We start from the raw sequence: 16019 nt of genomic DNA on the forward strand, positions 1-16019 counted from the left end.
GGCCACGTCCGGCTGTGACGCACTAGGCTGGAACTCTGGCGATCCACCAGTTCACGGTGAGTGTGCGCGATGGAGTGGCGACGATGAGGCCGGACGACCCGTTCGACGATCCGGTGACGGCCCGCGCCGTCATCGCCGCCGACGGCACCCTCGTGCGGTGGAACGAAGGTGCCCGGCTGCTGCTGGGCCACAGCGCCGAGCAGGTGGTCGGCCGCGCCGCGGCCGACCTGCTCGCCACCGGCGCGGAACCGCCCCCACCGCCGTCGGGCACACTCTGGAGCGGCACACTCGCGCTTCGGCACCAAGACGGTGGCACCGTCACCGTGTGGGTGCTCGCCCACCGCGTCCGGCGGGAGGACGGCGGCACCGGCGACTGGCTGGTCGTCACACCGCTGGGGTCCGGGGAAACCGATCCGTCCGAGGATCCGCTGCTCCGGGCGGCCATGTTCCAGTCCCCGTGCGCCACCGCGGTCTTCGACCGGGACCTGCGCCTGCGCGGTGTCAACGACGCGATGGCGGCCCTCCTCGGGCTGCCTGCCCGCCAGCTGCGCGGGCTCAGGCCCACCGAGCTGGGCAGCCAGCCCCGGCACTTCGAGTTGGAGCGGCACATGAGCCAGGTGCTGCGAAGCGGCCGGGGCCACGACATGCAGACCCGCGTACGTGCCGCCGGGGAGGGCCGTGGACAGGCCTGGCTGGCCCGGATCGCGCCCCTCACCGACGACGGCGGCCGGGTCGCCGGCGTATGCGTGACGGCCCACGACTTCACCGAGCAGTACAGCGCGCGGGCACGGCTGCAACTCGTCAACGAGGCCAGCATACGCATCGGCACCACCCTCGACGTCACCCGGACGGCGCAGGAGCTGACGGAGGTCTGTGTGCCCGCGCTCGCCGATTTCGTCAGCGTCGACCTGCTCGAGCAGAGCGACCCGGGTGCCGACGCCACCGGTCCGCCGGCCCTGCCGGTCACGCTGCGCCGGGTGGCACACCGGTCCCGCAACCCGGGTGGTTTCGAGTTGATCGCCGACACGGACGAGGTGGTCGTCTACCCGGCCGCCGCACCCCAGGCCGATTCGCTGCTCGCCGGCCACAGCGTCGTCGCCTCGGTGCCCTCGGGCGATCTCCATCCGTGGCTCGCGGCCGACGAGACCCGTGCCCGGCAGGTCCGGGAGCTCGGCGTCCACTCGATACTGTCCGTCCCCCTCCAGGCCCGCGGTACCACTCTCGGCGTCGCGGTGTTCACCCGGTTCCGGCACCCCGAGTCCTTCACCCACGACGACGTGCTGCTGGCCGAGGAGGTCACGGCACGGGCCGCCGTCTGCATCGACAACGCCCGCCGCTACTCCCGTGAACGCGAGACCACCCGCACGCTCCGGCGCAGCCTGCTCCCCCGCGGCCTGCCCCGGACGGCCGCGGTGGACTCCGCCTCCCGGTATCTGCCGGCCGCGCGCTCCGGCGTGGGCGGCGACTGGTTCGACGTGATCCCGCTGTCCGGGATGCGGGTGGCCATCGTGGTGGGGGACGTCGCCGGCCGCGGCATCCAGGCCTCCGCGACGATGAGCCGGCTGCGCACGGCCGTCCGTACCCTCGCCGACATCGACCTGGCCCCCGACGAACTCCTCACCCACGTCGACGACCTGGTCCTGCACCTCGCCCACGAGGCGGCCGGCGACGGTGACGACGGTCGTGGCGAGGCCGCCGACAGCGGTCACGGCGAGGTCGGCGCGACCTGCCTGTACGCGGTGTACGACCCGGTGTCCCGGCGCTGCACCCTGGCACGGGCGGGGCATCCGCCGCCCGTCCTGGTTCCGCCGGACGGGCCGGCCCGCGTGCTCGACCTGCCGTCCGGACCGCCGCTGGGCCTGGGCGGCCTGCCCTTCGAGTCCGTGGAGCTGGAGTTGTCCGAGGGCTCCGTGCTGGCGTTCTACACCGACGGGCTGACCGAAGGCCCGGCGGGCGACACGGAGACCGGCCGGCTGACGCTCACCGACGCCCTGTCGAACGCGGCCTCGGGGTCGCTCGACGAGGCCTGCGACCGTGTCCTGGACACCCTGCTCGGTCCGGGCAGCAGGACGGAGGACGCGGCCCTGCTGCTGACCCGTACCCGCGGGCTGCCGTCCTCCCAGGTCGCCACCTGGGACATCCCGGCCGACCCGGCGCTGGTCGCACCGATCCGCAAACAGGTCCTGGACCAGCTGGGCATCTGGTCCCTGACCGAGGCGTCGTTCACCGCCGAGCTGGTGGTGAGCGAGCTGGTCACCAACGCGATCCGTTACGGCGCCCCGCCCATCCGGCTCCGGCTCATCTGCGACGCGGCGACGCTGATCTGCGAGGTGTCCGACACCAGCCACACCGCCCCGCACCTGCGGCGCGCCAAGACCTGGGACGAGGGCGGACGGGGGCTGCTCCTGGTCGCCCAGCTCACCCAGCGGTGGGGCAGCAGGCACACCTTCGAGGGCAAGACCATCTGGGCCGAACTGGGACTGCTGGAGCAGGAGGAGCTGTGAGCGCTTTCCGAACCACCACGGGCAGGGCCTTCGTGCGTCGGGCGGCTGTACTCGCGAGTGCACTGGCGGTACTCGGCACGGTGGCGTCCTGCGGCACCGGTACCAGCACCGCGGCCTCCGGCGTCACCACGGCCTCGGATGCCGGTGACGCCTCCGCCGTCACCGCCTCCGGGAGGACGGCCGAGCTCGCCACGGCCCGCTGCCACACCTCCGAGTTGCGCGCCCGGGTCGGCGGCGTGGATCCGGGCGCGGGTCAGCGCAACTTCCCCGTCGTACTGACCAACGTCTCCTCCCACGCCTGCACCCTGTACGGCTATCCCGGCGCCGCCTTCGTGGACGCGTCCGGCAGGCAGGTCGGCCCCGACCCGAAGCGCTCCCCCGGTGACGCCGTGCGCGTCGCACTGGAGCCCGGCGAGAGCGCGTGGGCGGGGCTGCGGTACTCCGCGCCCGGCATCAGCGGAGCGCGCACGGCCACCCCTGCGGCGCTGCTGGTGACCCCGCCGGACGAGCGGGACTCCCTGAAGGTGCCGTGGACGGCCGGTGCCGTGCCCGTCGCCGGTGACTTCTCCTCGGTGTTCGTCACGGTACTGGGCGAGGGCACCGGCCCCTGACACGGGTGTGTGCGTCCGCCCGCGGTGGACGCCTCACCGTCACGGTCCGTCGGCGCCCCAGTTGACGACCTTCTTCCGCGGGTCGGACTCCGAGGCGTGGATCGCCCAGCGCTGGGTGTCCGAATCGTCGCGGGTCTTGAGGACGAGGGCGCCCGAGCCGTCGGTCGCTGCGGGTGCCAGCCCCAGGTCCTGGCCGGAGCGGGGCACCAGGCTGCCTTGAACGGTGAAGTCGTAGCGCGCGCTGTCGGCGTTCGCCCGCGCCGGGCCCGCGCACCGGGCCAGCCGCACCGAGTAACCGAGACGGGAGTCGAGGCACAGGTCCGGTTCCGCGACGTTGCGCAGCAGCCCGTCCGTCTCGTACGTCCACTGCTGGACCTTGCCCGTCGAGCAGGCGGTGAGCTCGGTCTCGGCTCCCGCGACGGCACGGTCGCCGACCACGCCGACGCACAGGCCGGAGGCGGTGTTGTGCAGCCGCCCGCGCAGGGCACCCTTCACCACCTCGCCGGAGCCGGGCGAGGGGTCGCCGGGCTCCGGCGAGGTGCCCTCCTCGGTACCGGGGGTTCCGGAGGGACGGTCGTCGCCCCGCGCGGAGGCGTCGGAGCCGCCCGAGGTCCACAGCACCAGCGGAAGGACGATCAGCCCGCTGACCGTGAGGATGCCCGCGGCGAGGTTGCGCCGGCGCGCGGCCCGGCGGGCGGCCTTCCGGGCGACGCGGGAACCGGCGCGGAGCACGGCACCTCGAGGACCGGTGCGGGGTGCCGCACGTCGCCCGGGGCGGGAGGCGGGACGAGGGGCCGGGTGCGTGGCGGGAAACGGGGCGGTGTTCGGGACCGGGGGCACGGCGGGGGCGGTGCGGGGTTCCTCGGTGGGAAGGGGCGGGATCGGCGCCGCGTTGGTGAACGGCTCGTCCGCCGTGCCCGAGGGCCCGTCTGCGGGGCCGGGGAAGGCCGCGCCGACGAGGCCCTCGGGCGACGGTCGTTCCTCGGCCGTCGAGCCGCCGTCCGTGGACCCGGGCGCCGGCTCGTCGGTGGCGTCGGCCGCCCGTGCCCGGCTCTCCGCGTACTCCCGTGCGCTCCAGCCGAGGACCGCCTCCGCCAGGGCCGTGCCGAGTCCGGTGGTGAAGCGGGCGAGTTGGTCCGCGGCGTGCCGGCAGTGGACGCAGCTGTCCAGGTGTGTGCGCAGGTCCGGGTCGAGTTCGGTGCCCGCTCGCCGGTAGGTCACCTCGAGCAGGCGGAGGTAGCGTCGGCACTCCTGGTCGGGGGCCAGTTCACCGTGGAGCTGGAGGACTTCGTCGCGCAACCGGTCCTGGGCGCGGCGCAGTTCGATGCGGGCGCCCTCCTCGTCCAGCGCGAGCAGCCCGGCAGGGACGCGGAGCGGTTCGGACTCGACCTCCACGTGCCACAGCAGACAGCGCGCCGACTGCGGCAGTCGCTGGAACGCCCCTGCCAGCAGGCGCCGTTCGGGCAGCGGTAGCAGCCGGGCGGCCGGCCGCCGGGCGTCACCGGACTCGGCGGTGAGATCGGGACGGAGCATGTCGCGCCGGTGATCGCCGCTCCACTCGGCGGCGATCCTGCGAACCGTGACGAGGAGTTGGGGTCGCCACGCGGAACCCGGCCCGTTGTGCTTCAGGGTCTCGCCGAAGAGCCGGGTGAACGCGGCGGTGGTGAGCATCCCGGCGGACCGCGGGCCGTCGGTGCACAGTCGGGCGTAGCCGAAGACCGACTCCCAGTGCCGGTCCAGCAGTTCACCGGCGGGGTGCAGCGCCGGTGTGGCGCCCGTCCACTTCCGCAGCTCGGCGGCCAGCTGCTCGTCCGGCACATCGGACGAACGGGCCGGAACCCGGGAATGTGACAGACCGGTGTCCTTCACGGATGCAGTCCTCTCGAGGATGCGCGGAATAAAGTCCGTACCAGCGGGCCCGCAACCTCACCGACGATACGACGGGAGCCCGTCCGTACGGGATTCGACATCTCGAACGTCCGTCCGGAGCAGCCCTTTCGGAGCCGATCGGCCTGCGGGAGCGGCCACGCGCACGCCAGGACAAAAGACATTGTCCGCACGCCGGTACGACCCACTTTTGCACAGGTCAACGAGCAGGAACAAGGGACTCCGCGGTTTCGCGCATTTCTCTCGCGGAAACCGGCTTTTGACAAAGTGTCAATGGAATTCGAGGTACTTGTTTTCACGTGCCCGATCATCCGGTTCGATGTCCGGTGTCCCGAAAGGGACACGGTCGGCCGGTCTGTGCCCGGGCCGCGGCGGCGCGGACGGCGACGTGCAGGAAGGGTTTCCCGGACTGTTCGGTCACTCGGAGCCCTGGTCACTCGTCCGGTCCGCCGCACCGCACGGCCTTCGGGCCGCTCCCCACCCCGGGGCTCCGGAATTTTCCTCGCTCCGTTGCGCATGACGGCCCGGTCGACGGGCACCCGCAGGCCGGGCCCCGCTGCGTTCCCCCGTCGCGGCGGGGCACTCCGCCCCGCCTCCCACGCCCCTCGCACTCCCGAGGCACCCGGTCGGGTGCGGTGGGGCCGTGCCCACGGCGCAAAACGGGGAACGTGGTCACAGGGACTCTTGAACGCTGGAACCGACCTGGGAGATCCACGTGGCGAAGAAGACCAAGAAGAAGAAGCTGCCCCTGGCGTACAAGCCCATCGGGTTCGCACTGGGCTGGACGAGCGGCACCCTCGCGGGGCTCGCCTTCCAGAAGACATGGAAGCTGATCCGGCACGAGGACAACGCACCTGACGCGCTGGACCGGGACCGCCGCTGGGGCGAGATCCTGCTGGCCGCCGCGATCCAGGGCGCCATCTTCGCGGCGGTACGCAGCGCCGTGGACCGTGCGGGCGCCAAGGCCATCGAGCGCTCGACGGGCTACTGGCCGGTCCCGGACAAGGGCGGACGTGACTGACCGGGGCGGCGCCCTGTCTCCACTCCCCCGCCCCGGTCCCGGCGCCCGGCGCGTCCGGGGCCGGGACCGCAGGGGTCTTGGTGGGTGAGGTGCCCGTCAGCCCTGTTTCGGCCCCACCGGTACCCCGCGGCGCAGGGTGAAGGAGTGCCCGGCCGGGTCGGCGTAGCCGCGTTCCTCCCGGGAACCGGTGACGTCCTTCGTCTCCACCGCACGCCCGCCGAGGCCCACGATCAGGCGCTCCGTGGCATCCATGTCCTCGACCACGAACTCCAGGTGCGCCTGGAGCGAGTTCTCGGGGCGCGGCCAGCTCGGGGCGGTGGTGTTGACGTCGCGGCGCAGCGCCAGCCGGAAGCCGTCGGCGGCCCGGATCTCCACCCGGTTGGCGTTGGCGTCGGCCACCTCGGCCTCCAGCAGCTCCCGGTAGAACTCGGCGAGTTTCTCGGGCTCGGCGCAGTCGAGCACCACCACTCCGGCGTGTACCAGTGCCATGTCTTCCTCCACGGGATCCGGGTCCGTCCGGGCTCGGGGCGGCACCCCGGCCCGTACCTGGCACCTGTCCCCGCTCGGCGGTTTCAATCTGCGCACCAAGTCCATCGACTTCAGGGGAGTTTGGTCTGGCAAGCACCTCAAGTGACCTGTGAGGTAACAGACATCACGAGGGGCTCCCGGTGTAGATCATCTGGGATCTGGGCAGCTTCGTACCGCTTCCCGGTTCAACTTTCGTTCCGCGAAGCCGAGTTCAAGTGTGCGGGCGGTCGCGAAGACGGCCCGCCCGCAGGGCTGGGGGACTCTGCGTTCCGCCTCCCGAAAGGAAGCACATGTCTCAGGACGTCCGGTTCGACCTCCCCTTCGACACCCCTGTCAGCGAGCATCTGGAGTACGCCCGCGCGCGCCATCTGCGCTGGGTGTGGGAGATGGGCCTGGTCCGCAGCCGGGACGGATTCGACGAGTACCGCTCCTGGGACCTGCCGCAGGCCGCCGCCCGCACCTATCCGTACGCCTCTGCCGAGGACATGGTCGTTCTGATGAACTGGTTCTCCCTGGCCTTCCTCTTCGACGACCAGTTCGACTCCGGTCGGCCGGATCGTGCGGACCTGATAGCGGACGTGGCGCGGGAGCTGATCGTCACCCCGCTGCGGCCGGCGGGAAGCACTCCTCGGGTGGTCTGTCCGATCACGGTGGCCTGGGCGCAGGTCTGGGAACGCCTCTCGGATGGCATGTCCCTGACCTGGCAGACCCGGTTCGCGGCGTCCTGGGGGCGGTTCCTGGTGGCCCACTGCGAGGAGGTCGACCTGGCGGCCCGCGGGCTGGCCGGGACGCTCGGCCTCGACGAGTACACCGTGTTCCGGCGCCGTACCGTCGGCATCCACCACAGCATCGACGCCGGTGAGCGCAGCCGCGGCTTCGAGGTGCCGGCACGGGCGATGGCGCATCCGCTGATGGAGCGGATGCGCGATCTGGCCGCGGACACCATCGGGTTCATGAACGACATCCACTCCTTCAAGCGGGAGCGGCGCCGCGGCGACGGTCACAACCTGATCGCGGTACTGCACCGGGAGCGCGGTTGCTCCTGGGAGGAAGCCGCCGCCGAGGCGTACCGCATGACGACCGCCTGCCTGGACGAGTACCTCCTCCTCGAGTCACGGGTGCCCGACATGTGCGACGAGCTGGGGCTCGACACGGAGGAACGCGACCGGGTGGACAAGGGTGTACAGGCCATTCAGCACTGGATCGAGGGCAACTACGAGTGGGCCCTGACCAGCGGCCGCTACGCGGCGGCGAAGGAGGGGGCGGTGGCCACGGCCGAACAGGCGGGCCGCGGCTCGGTCGACGACCTGTTGCCCGTGTGAGCCGGCGGTGCTGCGCGACCCCGTGGCGGGGCCGCGCAGCACCGCCGAGCACGGTGGCCGGCCCGGTCGGCGGTCGCGACGTCGACGGCGCCGACGTCACACACCGAACTCGACGGGCAGGCGGTCCAGCCGGGTCTCCCAGGTGGAGGCGGTCGAGGACAGCTCCCCCGGCGGCACCGCCAGGCGCAGGTCCCGCAGCCGGTGCAGCAGGACGTCCACGGCGATCTCGATGACGGCCAGGCCGATGTTCTGGCCCGGGCACTCGTGCGGTCCGCCGCTGAACGCCAGGTGCGACTGGTTGCCCTGCACGGACACCCCGGCGTCCGGACGGATCTCGGGGTCCTGGTTGCCCGCCGCGAGGCCCAGCACCAGCAGGTCGCCCTCGCGGACGCGGTGACCGCCGAGTTCCAGGTCGCTGGTGGCGAACCGGCCCGGCAGGACGGCCAGCGGCGGGCTGTTCCACATGACCTCCTCGACGACCGCGGAGACGTTCAGCCGGCCGCTGATCAGCCCGGAGAGCCGTGCGGGATCCGTGAGAACCAGTTGGAGCACCCTGGCCAGCAGGTTGCTGGTGGTGGTGTGGCCGGCGATCAGCACCAGCCGCAGATGGCTGACCACCTCGTCCTCGTCGAGCCCGGCGTGGTGGGCCAGCAGGGCGGTGGTGAGGTCGCTGCCGGGTTCGGACCGCTTGCGCACGACGAGCGCCCCGAGGATCTCCTGGATGCGGCTGTCGTGCTTGACGGCGTCCTCGCCGCCCTTGAGGACCTGGGCGCAGGACTCGACCAGGTCGCGCCCCTCCGCCTCGGGCAGTCCCAGGACGCGGGTGAGTACCAGCATCGGCAGGTAGTCGGCGTAGTCGCTCACCAGATCGGCGCTGCCCGAATCCGCGAAGGCATCGATCTCCTTGTTCGCGAAGTGCGTGGCGTGCCGTCGGACGCCGCGGCCGGCCGCGGCCTGGAGTCCGTCGGTGACGGCTCCGCGCAGCCTGCGGTGCGGCTCACCATCCTGGGAGACGCAGTCGGGGCGCCAGCCGAGCATCGGGACCAGCGGCGAGGTGTCCGCTACGCGCCCGTCGCGCCGGTCCCGCCAGATCCGGGCGTCCCGGGTGAACTGGCGGGGGTTGTCGAGCACCCGGCGGTTGTCCCGGTAGCCGAGCACCAGCCAGGCCGGCACGTCGCCCTCCAGGAGCACCGGCGCGACCGACCCGTGTTCCTTGCGCAGCCGCTCGTGGATGCCGCCCGGGTCACCGGCAGCCTCCTGCCCGTACAGCCGGGCGATGTCCGCGCCGTGGTGGGCGACGGGGCAGCCGCGGGCCGCGTCGGGGGCGTTCCCGGTCGGGGCGCTCATCGGGACTCCACGGCCACGGCCGAGCGTTCCCGCAGGTGTTGGATGAGGGTGACGAGCACATCGCGGCTGGCGGCCCGGTCCCGTGCGTCGAAGGCCACGACCGGGATGTGTTCGGGGATGTCCAGGGCGTCCCGGATCTCGTCCACCGGATAGTGCTTGGAGTCGGGGAAGACGTTGAGGGCGATGACGAAGGGCACCTTCTGCCGTTCCATCTCCTCGATCGCCCGGAAACTGGAGGCCAGCCGCCGGGTGTCGACCAGGACGACGGCGCCGAGCGCGCCCTTGAACAGCCCGTTCCACAAAAACCAGAACCGCTCCTGGCCGGGCGTGCCGAACAGGTACAGGACCAGGCTGTCATTGATGCCGATCTTGCCGAAGTCCAGGCTGACGGTGGTCTCCTCCTTGTCGGCCACACCGATGAGGTGGTCGACGGCGGCGCTGGCCTGGGTGAGGGTCTCCTCGGTGGTGAGCGGCTTGATGTCGCTGACCGACCGGACCATCGTGGTCTTTCCGGTACCGAAGCCGCCGGCGATCATCACCTTCACCGAGCGGGTGTCCCCGGCCGTATGCCGACCGGGCTGCTCAAAGCCTTTCAAGTCCACTGAGTACCTCCTCAAGGAGCGCGAGGTCGGGCCCGCGGCCGGCGTCGTGGGCCGGCATAGGGTCACGGGCTTCGACGTGGCCTTCGTCCAGCAGGTCCGACAGCAGCACGGCGAGAATGTTGAACGGCAGTCCGAGGTGGGCGCCGAGTTCGGCGACCGAGAGCGGATCGCGGCAGTGCCGGACGATCTCCTCGTGCTCGTGCTGCATCCCCGGGAGGGGAGCCGAGCGGGAGACGACGAGGGTCGCCACGTCGAGACTCGACGCCGAACCGCCCGGTCCGCTGCGCCCTCCGGTGAGGACGTAGTAACGCTCGAGACCGGACGGATCCGACGGCCGGCGGGGAGCACTCATCCAGAGTGCTCCTCCAGGCGCGGAGTGGTGCCGAGGAGCTCTCCCATTCTGCGGGCGAGGTCTCTCATCTGGTGTCCGAGCAGGCCCTGGTCGAGGCCCTCCCGGGCGAGGACGCCGAGGTAGGTCTCCACGCCGGCGCGGACCACGAAGAGGTGGCCGCCGTCGACCTCGATCATCGCCAGCCGCAGCTGCCCCGCGTAGGAGGGGAACTGTTCGGCGACCGGCTGGGCCAGCGCCTGCAGGCCGGCCACCACGGCCGCGAAGCGGTCCACGTCGTCGGGGTCGTCCGCCCCGAAGGAGGTGATGGCCTTGCCGTCGCTGGAGGCCACGAGGGCGAAGCGGATCTCCTGGATGCTCTCGACGAGATCGCGGAGCGCCCAGCTCACGTCGTTTCCCTGTTGTGTCATGGGGTGTGGTCGCTCTCCTCGGTGCGGTGCTCGGTGGACTCGCGTCCTGCGGGGGTGTCACCGGTGGTGGCCTCTTCGGGCGCCGCGCCGGTGTCGCGTTCTTGGGAATCGTGCGCCCCCGCGTCGTGCGCCGCGCTGTCACGTCCGGCGATGTCGCGTCCGGCGGTGGCGAAGGCGGCGAGGCCGGCGAAGGACGCGTCCGGTGGTACGGGGGTGACGGTGCTCGGCCCGCCGTGCTCGGGCCGTCCCGTCGGCTGCGGCTGCGCCTCGGCCCGCCTGGCGCTGCGGCGGCGGGGCAGTCCGCCGGGCGTGGTGTCCGGTGCTCCGTCGGACTCCGGGGGCACGGCGGAGTCGGTCGGCCATCGGTCGGCCTCCCCGTCGTCGGTGACCGCGGTCCAGGGCAGGACGGACGGGACGACGGGGGCCTTCGGTACGGAAGCGGTCGGCGCCGCGGCGGCCGTGGGCAGCGGGCTGAAGTACTTGTGCGGTACGACGACCACCACCGAGGTGCCGAGCCACGGCGAGTCCGCGAAGGTGACGCGGATGCCGTAGCGGCGGGCGAGGACGCCGACGACCCTGAGGCCGATGTTCGCGTCCTCGGTGATGCCGCCGATTCCCGCGCCGGGCGCGGTGCCCGCGAGGGCGTGTTCGGCCTCGCGCTTCTTCTCCTCGCTCAGGCCCTTGCCGGAGTCCTGGATCTCGATGCCGACGCCGTTCGGGACCTCCTTGCCGGAGACGATCACGGGCTCGGTGGGCGGCGAGTAGCGCGCCGCGTTGTCCAGCAGATGCGCGAAGATCAGCGTGAGGTGGTCCACCAGGCCGCCGTCGACGCCGAGTTCGGGCAGCCGACGCAGCTGGACGCGGTGGAAGTCCTTGATCCGGCCGATGCCGCCGCGCATCACGCTCAGCAGCCGCTGCGGCTCCTGCCACTGCCGGCCGGGCCGGTCCGAACCGCCGAGCACGCCGACACTGGCGGCGAGACAGTCGGCGGGGCCGATCTCCTGGTCGAGCTCCATCAGGCCTCGGGCGACGGCCGCGAGGCGGCCGTGCTCGCCCTGCAGCTCGTGCAGCCGGCCCCGGAGTTTGCTGGTCAGTACGTGGATGCGGTTGCCGATGCTGATGACGGCCTGTTCGGCGGAGGTGGAGCGGTCGAACTCCTCCTCGAGCGCCATCAGGGCGATCCGCAGGGTCCTGCGCAGTTCGGTCTGGAGCTCTGCACCGGCCTCGGCGCTCCGGTTGACGCTCGGCAGCACGTCGTCGATGGCGTCACCGGCACGCAGCCGCTCGATCGCCTCCGGCAACTGCTCGTCGGCGAGCCGGGTCACCGCGGCCAGTTGGTGCGCCGACTGCTCCCGCAGAGCCTCACGCTGCTCGGCGATCCGCACTTCGTGACCGGCGGCCTGTTCGGCCAGCCGGGCGTCGTGGTCCGCGGTCTGCTCGGCGATCCGCGCCTCGAAGGACCGTTCCTGTGCCGTGAGTTGGTCCTCGTGTGCCGTGTTCCGGTCGGCGAGGAGCCGTTCGTGTGCGGCGTTCTGCTCGGCGAACCGCTCCTCGTGGTCGGCCCGTGCGGCACGGAGGGTGTGCTCCGTACGGGCCAGTCGGGTCCGGGTGCGGAGCAACAGCCGTACGCATAGCGCACCGGCCGCCGTGACGGCGGCGCCGGCGACGGCCGTCGTCATTCGCTCCGAGCTCATGAACGTGGCGGCAACCGTCCCGCCGCCCAGGCCCAGCGGCATCAACCACCAGCTGTACCAGGCGACAGGGGGCCGCACCGCCGGTGGCGGAGTGGCGAGTTCCATCTGCATCCTTCGAAGCAACACGATCGAACAGGGGGGTGTGCAAGGGATCGCACTCAGGGATACGGACCGCGAACGGGCGCGGCGTGATCGCTTCAACTCGCAGCGCTGTCAAGGAGCTTATCGGTTCCCACCGTAAAAGGATCAAGTTCGAGGGGTGACGGAGGTGAGGGTTCCGTCACGCTCCGGAGGAGAGACGAGGGTGCTCAAGTGCCTTTAGTTACTTGGCAGTTGGGCCTGACAGCAGTCGTCGCCCCGAAGAACTTGGCCGCAATTCGAAGACATATGACATTCAAACATGCCCACATCCAACCGCCCAAGGGTAACTTGCAAGGCAGGGAACGGCGTTGGGCCGATCCGACTGCACATGGAGCAGGCTGGAGGCGATGGCGTGGTGCGGCACCAACCTGCATCGCCTACCCGGTATCTCCGCGTCCACCGGGACCGGGGACACACCGTGCTGGAGTTCCGCGGCGAGATCGACATAGCCGCGGAGGCGGAGGTCGTCCCGCACCTCGATGCGGCGACCTCGGAGCCCGGGTGCCGCATCGTGCTCGATCTGACCCGGGTCGAGTTCCTGGACGCCTCAGGTCTGCGCCTGCTGTACCGCGCCCGGCAGCGGGTGCTGGACCAGCACGGCCGACTGCACCTCGTGTGCACCCACGCGCTGACCCTGCGCCTGTTACGGATCACCGGCCTGACCGGGCTGCTGCCCCCTCGGCCCACCCTGGACGCGGCTTTGGAACACCCCGGGGCCGCACCCGGCCCGGGGTGAGTGTCCGGGCCGCTATTCGGTCGCCGGGGCGTCGAACAGGGCGCTGACCGACTCGCCGTTGTGGATGCGACGCACCGCCTCGGCGAGCGCCGGGGCGATGGACAGGACCCGCAGCTTGTCCGTGTGCTCGTCGGCGGGCACCGGAACGGTGTTGGTGCACACGATCTCCAGCACTTCGGGCTGCTCGCTCAGGCGTTTGAGCGCGCCGGCTGCGAACAGACCGTGCGTACAGGCCACGCGAACGGAGCGCGGGCCCAGCTCCCTCAGCCTGTCGAGCAGTTCGAGCACCGTGCTGCCCTTGGCGATCTCGTCGTCCAGGACGATGACGTCCCGCCCGGCCACCTCACCGATGACGGAACTGATCCGCACCCGGTCGTCGGCGAACCGCTGCTTCGCCCCGGCCGCCACCTGCGCCCCGATCAGCCGGGCGAACGCCGCCGCCTCCTTGGCGTTGCCCAGGTCGGGCGAGACGACGGTGGTGCGGCTCAGATCGTACTGGCGGAAGTGCGCGGCCAGTTCACGCAGTGCGTGCAGGTGGTCCACGGGCACCGAGAAGAAGCCGTGCACCTGTGGTGCGTGCAGGGTCATCGCCAGGACGCGGCTCGCGCCTGCCGCCACCAGGAGATCCGCGACCAGGCGTCCGCCCATGGAGATGCGCGGGGCGTCCTTCTTGTCGGAGCGGGCGTAGGAGTAGTGCGGCATCACGACGGTGATCCGGGAGGCGGACGCCCCGCGGGCCGCGTCACACATCAGAAGGAGCTCCACGAGGTGTTCCTGGACCGGCTTGACCAGTGGCTGGATCAGGAACACGTCCCGCTCACGGCAGTTGGCCAGCAGCTGCACCTCCAGGCAGTCGTTGGCGAACCGGCTGGCCCGGACCGGGCTGATCGGTACGCCGAGATGCGCGCACACCTCCGCCGCCAGTTCCGGATGGGCACTGCCGCTGAACACGGCGATGTCTCGCACGGTCGGCTCCTCGAATGATCTGTCGGCCGGGAGCCTCATGCTACTGGCCACGACCCCTCACCCGGCCCGCCGTGCCGCCACGGCGTGCGCCCCACGTGCTCCCGGCAATGCCCTCCACACCTCAACTCCCCTGTCTGTCAGGGGAAGTGGGGGGCATTCGGTCAGTAGGAAGGAGGGCCATCACCATGACGACTCCCATCAGGCGCCTCCCCGGGCGCATACCGGGCTGGGTGAAGGCACTGACCGCGGTGGTGGTGGTGCTCGCCGTGCTGTTCGCCGGTGTCCGGCTGAGCGTACTGCCGGGCCTGAAGGACCTGTTCGGCACGGAGACCCAGGACCGCTCCGGCCCCGCGCTCCTGGAGTCCATCCAGGACATCAGCCGGTACGACGCGGCGACCGGCAACTTCCAGGTCGTGGTGGATCTGGAGAAGGACGCCAGGTTCCTGCCCGACGCGGTCCGCGGCAGCCGCACCCTGTACGTGGGCGCGGGCACCGTCGACGCCTATGTCGACCTCGGAAAGCTCGGCAAGGACGACGTACAGGTCGATGAGGACCGCACGTCCGCCACCCTGCGGCTGCCGCACGCCCGCCTGGGCACTCCGGCACTCGACCCCGAGCGCTCCTACGCCGTCTCCAAACAGCGTGGGCTGCTCGACCGCCTCGGTGACCTCTTCTCGGACAACCCCAACAGCGAGCAGGCCGTCCAGAAGCTCGCGGTACGGCACATCGGTGACGCGGCGAAGGAGAGCGGGCTGACCGCCCGCGCCGAGAGCAACACCACGGGGATGCTCGAAGGACTGCTGCGTTCCCTGGGGTTCAAGAAGGTGGAAGTCGCCTACGGCGACTGAGCCGTACCGGCACAGGGTCGGCGTGATGGTCGCATCACCGGGTAACTGACCGATCCAACACAGCAGTTGACCACAGGAGGACGGAATGCCCCGTACTGCCTCACGCCGGTTCTTCGGGTGGCGCCACACACCGGGCAGCGGTCCTGGGCCCGCGCGCGGCGCCGGGGGCGGGAACAGCGGGCCGCGACCGCTGCCCCTGCCGATCCGGCTGCTCGCGATGCTGTGCGCCTTCACCTTCATGGTCGTCTTCGCGATGCTGCTGGCCCGGCTCACCCTGCAGCCCTCCCCCGCCTCGGAGGCACTGATCCACACCAATCTGCGTCCCGGCCGTTCCCTGCGGGCCTATCTCGACCAGCCCGCGCTGCGCGACGCCGTGCGCCAGGTCGGCGGCAACATCCTCCTGGGCATGCCCTTCGGTGTCCTCGCGCCGGTGGTGGCCCCGCGCACCCGCGGGTTCCTGCGCGTGCTGCTGCTGACCGGGAGCGTGATGCTCATGGTGGAGTTCGCGCAGGGAGCCATGATCACCGGACGCGCCTTCGACATCGACGACGTCATCCTGAACACCAGCGGTGCACTGATCGGGTACCTGCTGCTCGGACGGCGGCTCAGCCGCGCCGTGCACGCACGGAGGCCGAAGGCCGACGCGAGGCCGAGCGCCGAGGAGAAGCCGAAGTCCAAGGCCGAGCCGAGGAGCAAGAAACATGCCTGACCCGGGCGGTGCCACCACAGCCTCGGGTCGCAGGACATCGCTCCCCTCACGCCTACTGGCGAACGGTCCAGGTGAACTTGTCCCCGCCCACCCAGCGCACCGTGTCCGGGTCGTCGAGATCATGGACCGTGATCCCGAACGCGGCGGCGGCCTGCAGGACGTCCGTGATCGTCCTTGCCTCACCGATCACTTCTCCGTCGATCTCCACGATCCGGAACGGCGGCGTACCGGGCTGTACGCCGAGCACCATGATCCGTGGATGGGTCATGTACAGGCTCCAGCTTTCCGTCATGCCTCAAAGGGTAGGCCGCAAACCGGACGAATGCGGCCTCGGAGAAGCACCC

The 16019-nt window shown here is 71.4% G+C and carries 16 protein-coding genes; 7 read left to right on the forward strand and 9 right to left on the reverse strand.

The window, feature by feature from the left end; translation table 11 throughout:
- Window positions 1–83: 83 nt before the first annotated feature.
- Together AB0I73_RS18240 and AB0I73_RS18245 are read left to right on the forward strand one after the other, a co-directional pair.
- On the forward strand, window positions 84–2504 hold the full coding sequence (locus AB0I73_RS18240; protein WP_363038489.1) for a SpoIIE family protein phosphatase: 2421 nt from the start codon (window positions 84–86) through the stop codon (window positions 2502–2504).
- Window positions 2501–3115 carry a DUF4232 domain-containing protein gene (locus AB0I73_RS18245; protein WP_363038491.1) on the forward strand — a complete coding sequence of 205 codons (615 nt, stop codon included), beginning with the start codon at window positions 2501–2503 and terminating at the stop codon, window positions 3113–3115. Before AB0I73_RS18240 ends, AB0I73_RS18245 begins: the two co-directional genes overlap by 4 nt.
- Before the next feature lie 39 nt (window positions 3116–3154).
- On the opposite strand, the gene AB0I73_RS18250 is transcribed toward AB0I73_RS18245, so the two are convergent.
- Entirely contained in the window at window positions 3155–4984 is a 1830-nt protein-coding gene (locus AB0I73_RS18250) for a ricin-type beta-trefoil lectin domain protein (RefSeq protein WP_363038493.1), read from the reverse strand.
- 733 nt (window positions 4985–5717) lie between these two features.
- Here AB0I73_RS18250 and AB0I73_RS18255 point away from each other — a divergent pair.
- Window positions 5718–6023 carry a DUF4235 domain-containing protein gene (locus AB0I73_RS18255; RefSeq protein WP_363038495.1) on the forward strand — a complete coding sequence of 102 codons (306 nt, stop codon included), beginning with the start codon at window positions 5718–5720 and terminating at the stop codon, window positions 6021–6023.
- A 96-nt stretch (window positions 6024–6119) separates the two neighbouring features.
- Here AB0I73_RS18255 and AB0I73_RS18260 read toward each other — a convergent pair whose 3' ends face one another.
- A complete protein-coding gene (locus tag AB0I73_RS18260) occupies window positions 6120–6512 on the reverse strand; it encodes a VOC family protein (RefSeq protein ID WP_109378661.1) in 393 nt (130 codons plus the stop codon).
- Window positions 6513–6841: 329 nt separating this feature from the next.
- Between AB0I73_RS18260 and AB0I73_RS18265 the strand changes: the two genes are divergently transcribed.
- Window positions 6842–7873 carry a 7-epi-alpha-eudesmol synthase gene (locus tag AB0I73_RS18265; protein ID WP_363038497.1) on the forward strand — a complete coding sequence of 344 codons (1032 nt, stop codon included), beginning with the start codon at window positions 6842–6844 and terminating at the stop codon, window positions 7871–7873.
- 96 nt (window positions 7874–7969) lie between these two features.
- Here AB0I73_RS18265 and AB0I73_RS18270 read toward each other — a convergent pair whose 3' ends face one another.
- Genes AB0I73_RS18270 through AB0I73_RS18290 form a run of 5 tightly spaced genes read right to left on the reverse strand, consistent with a single transcriptional unit; the run spans window position 7970 to window position 12380 of the window.
- Window positions 7970–9220, reverse strand: coding sequence for a cytochrome P450 (locus tag AB0I73_RS18270; RefSeq protein ID WP_363038499.1), 1251 nt, complete (start codon window positions 9218–9220; stop codon window positions 7970–7972).
- Complete coding sequence (locus AB0I73_RS18275) at window positions 9217–9822, reverse strand: ATP/GTP-binding protein (RefSeq protein ID WP_363038501.1); 606 nt, start codon at window positions 9820–9822, stop codon at window positions 9217–9219. Before AB0I73_RS18275 ends, AB0I73_RS18270 begins: the two co-directional genes overlap by 4 nt.
- Complete coding sequence (locus AB0I73_RS18280) at window positions 9803–10174, reverse strand: DUF742 domain-containing protein (RefSeq protein ID WP_109378665.1); 372 nt, start codon at window positions 10172–10174, stop codon at window positions 9803–9805. The genes AB0I73_RS18275 and AB0I73_RS18280 overlap by 20 nt, the downstream gene beginning before the upstream one ends.
- Window positions 10171–10581, reverse strand: coding sequence for a roadblock/LC7 domain-containing protein (locus tag AB0I73_RS18285; protein ID WP_109378666.1), 411 nt, complete (start codon window positions 10579–10581; stop codon window positions 10171–10173). Before AB0I73_RS18285 ends, AB0I73_RS18280 begins: the two co-directional genes overlap by 4 nt.
- Window positions 10578–12380, reverse strand: coding sequence for an ATP-binding protein (locus AB0I73_RS18290; protein ID WP_363038504.1), 1803 nt, complete (start codon window positions 12378–12380; stop codon window positions 10578–10580). The genes AB0I73_RS18285 and AB0I73_RS18290 overlap by 4 nt, the downstream gene beginning before the upstream one ends.
- Before the next feature lie 391 nt (window positions 12381–12771).
- On the opposite strand from AB0I73_RS18290, the gene AB0I73_RS18295 reads away from it, so the two are divergent.
- Complete coding sequence (locus AB0I73_RS18295; protein WP_363038557.1) at window positions 12772–13152, forward strand: anti-sigma factor antagonist; 381 nt, start codon at window positions 12772–12774, stop codon at window positions 13150–13152.
- Between the two features lie 12 nt (window positions 13153–13164).
- Here the strand turns inward: AB0I73_RS18295 and AB0I73_RS18300 are convergent, their stop codons facing one another.
- The gene (locus AB0I73_RS18300) at window positions 13165–14118 is read right to left on the reverse strand and encodes a ribose-phosphate pyrophosphokinase (RefSeq protein ID WP_363038506.1); all 954 of its coding nucleotides are present in this window, start codon (window positions 14116–14118) and stop codon (window positions 13165–13167) included.
- Between the two features lie 185 nt (window positions 14119–14303).
- On the opposite strand from AB0I73_RS18300, the gene AB0I73_RS18305 reads away from it, so the two are divergent.
- The gene (locus tag AB0I73_RS18305) at window positions 14304–14966 is read left to right on the forward strand and encodes a DUF4230 domain-containing protein (RefSeq protein WP_363038508.1); all 663 of its coding nucleotides are present in this window, start codon (window positions 14304–14306) and stop codon (window positions 14964–14966) included.
- An 85-nt stretch (window positions 14967–15051) separates the two neighbouring features.
- Window positions 15052–15675 carry a VanZ family protein gene (locus AB0I73_RS18310; protein ID WP_363038510.1) on the forward strand — a complete coding sequence of 208 codons (624 nt, stop codon included), beginning with the start codon at window positions 15052–15054 and terminating at the stop codon, window positions 15673–15675.
- A 52-nt stretch (window positions 15676–15727) separates the two neighbouring features.
- Here AB0I73_RS18310 and AB0I73_RS18315 read toward each other — a convergent pair whose 3' ends face one another.
- A complete protein-coding gene (locus tag AB0I73_RS18315; RefSeq protein WP_363038512.1) occupies window positions 15728–15967 on the reverse strand; it encodes a hypothetical protein in 240 nt (79 codons plus the stop codon).
- Window positions 15968–16019 lie beyond the last annotated feature (52 nt).

The organism is Streptomyces sp. NPDC050388 (genome assembly GCF_040655635.1).
GTDB lineage: Bacteria > Actinomycetota > Actinomycetes > Streptomycetales > Streptomycetaceae > Streptomyces.

Coding starts and splice junctions, on each gene's coding strand:
- AB0I73_RS18240 (WP_363038489.1), top strand. CDS start 84: ATGAGGCCGGACGACCCGTTCGACGATCCGGTGACGGCCCGCGCCGTC.
- AB0I73_RS18260 (WP_109378661.1), bottom strand. CDS start 6,512: ATGGCACTGGTACACGCCGGAGTGGTGGTGCTCGACTGCGCCGAGCCC.
- AB0I73_RS18265 (WP_363038497.1), top strand. CDS start 6,842: ATGTCTCAGGACGTCCGGTTCGACCTCCCCTTCGACACCCCTGTCAGC.
- AB0I73_RS18270 (WP_363038499.1), bottom strand. CDS start 9,220: ATGAGCGCCCCGACCGGGAACGCCCCCGACGCGGCCCGCGGCTGCCCC.
- AB0I73_RS18280 (WP_109378665.1), bottom strand. CDS start 10,174: ATGAGTGCTCCCCGCCGGCCGTCGGATCCGTCCGGTCTCGAGCGTTAC.
- AB0I73_RS18285 (WP_109378666.1), bottom strand. CDS start 10,581: ATGACACAACAGGGAAACGACGTGAGCTGGGCGCTCCGCGATCTCGTC.
- AB0I73_RS18290 (WP_363038504.1), bottom strand. CDS start 12,380: ATGGAACTCGCCACTCCGCCACCGGCGGTGCGGCCCCCTGTCGCCTGG.
- AB0I73_RS18305 (WP_363038508.1), top strand. CDS start 14,304: ATGACGACTCCCATCAGGCGCCTCCCCGGGCGCATACCGGGCTGGGTG.
- AB0I73_RS18310 (WP_363038510.1), top strand. CDS start 15,052: ATGCCCCGTACTGCCTCACGCCGGTTCTTCGGGTGGCGCCACACACCG.
- AB0I73_RS18315 (WP_363038512.1), bottom strand. CDS start 15,967: ATGACGGAAAGCTGGAGCCTGTACATGACCCATCCACGGATCATGGTG.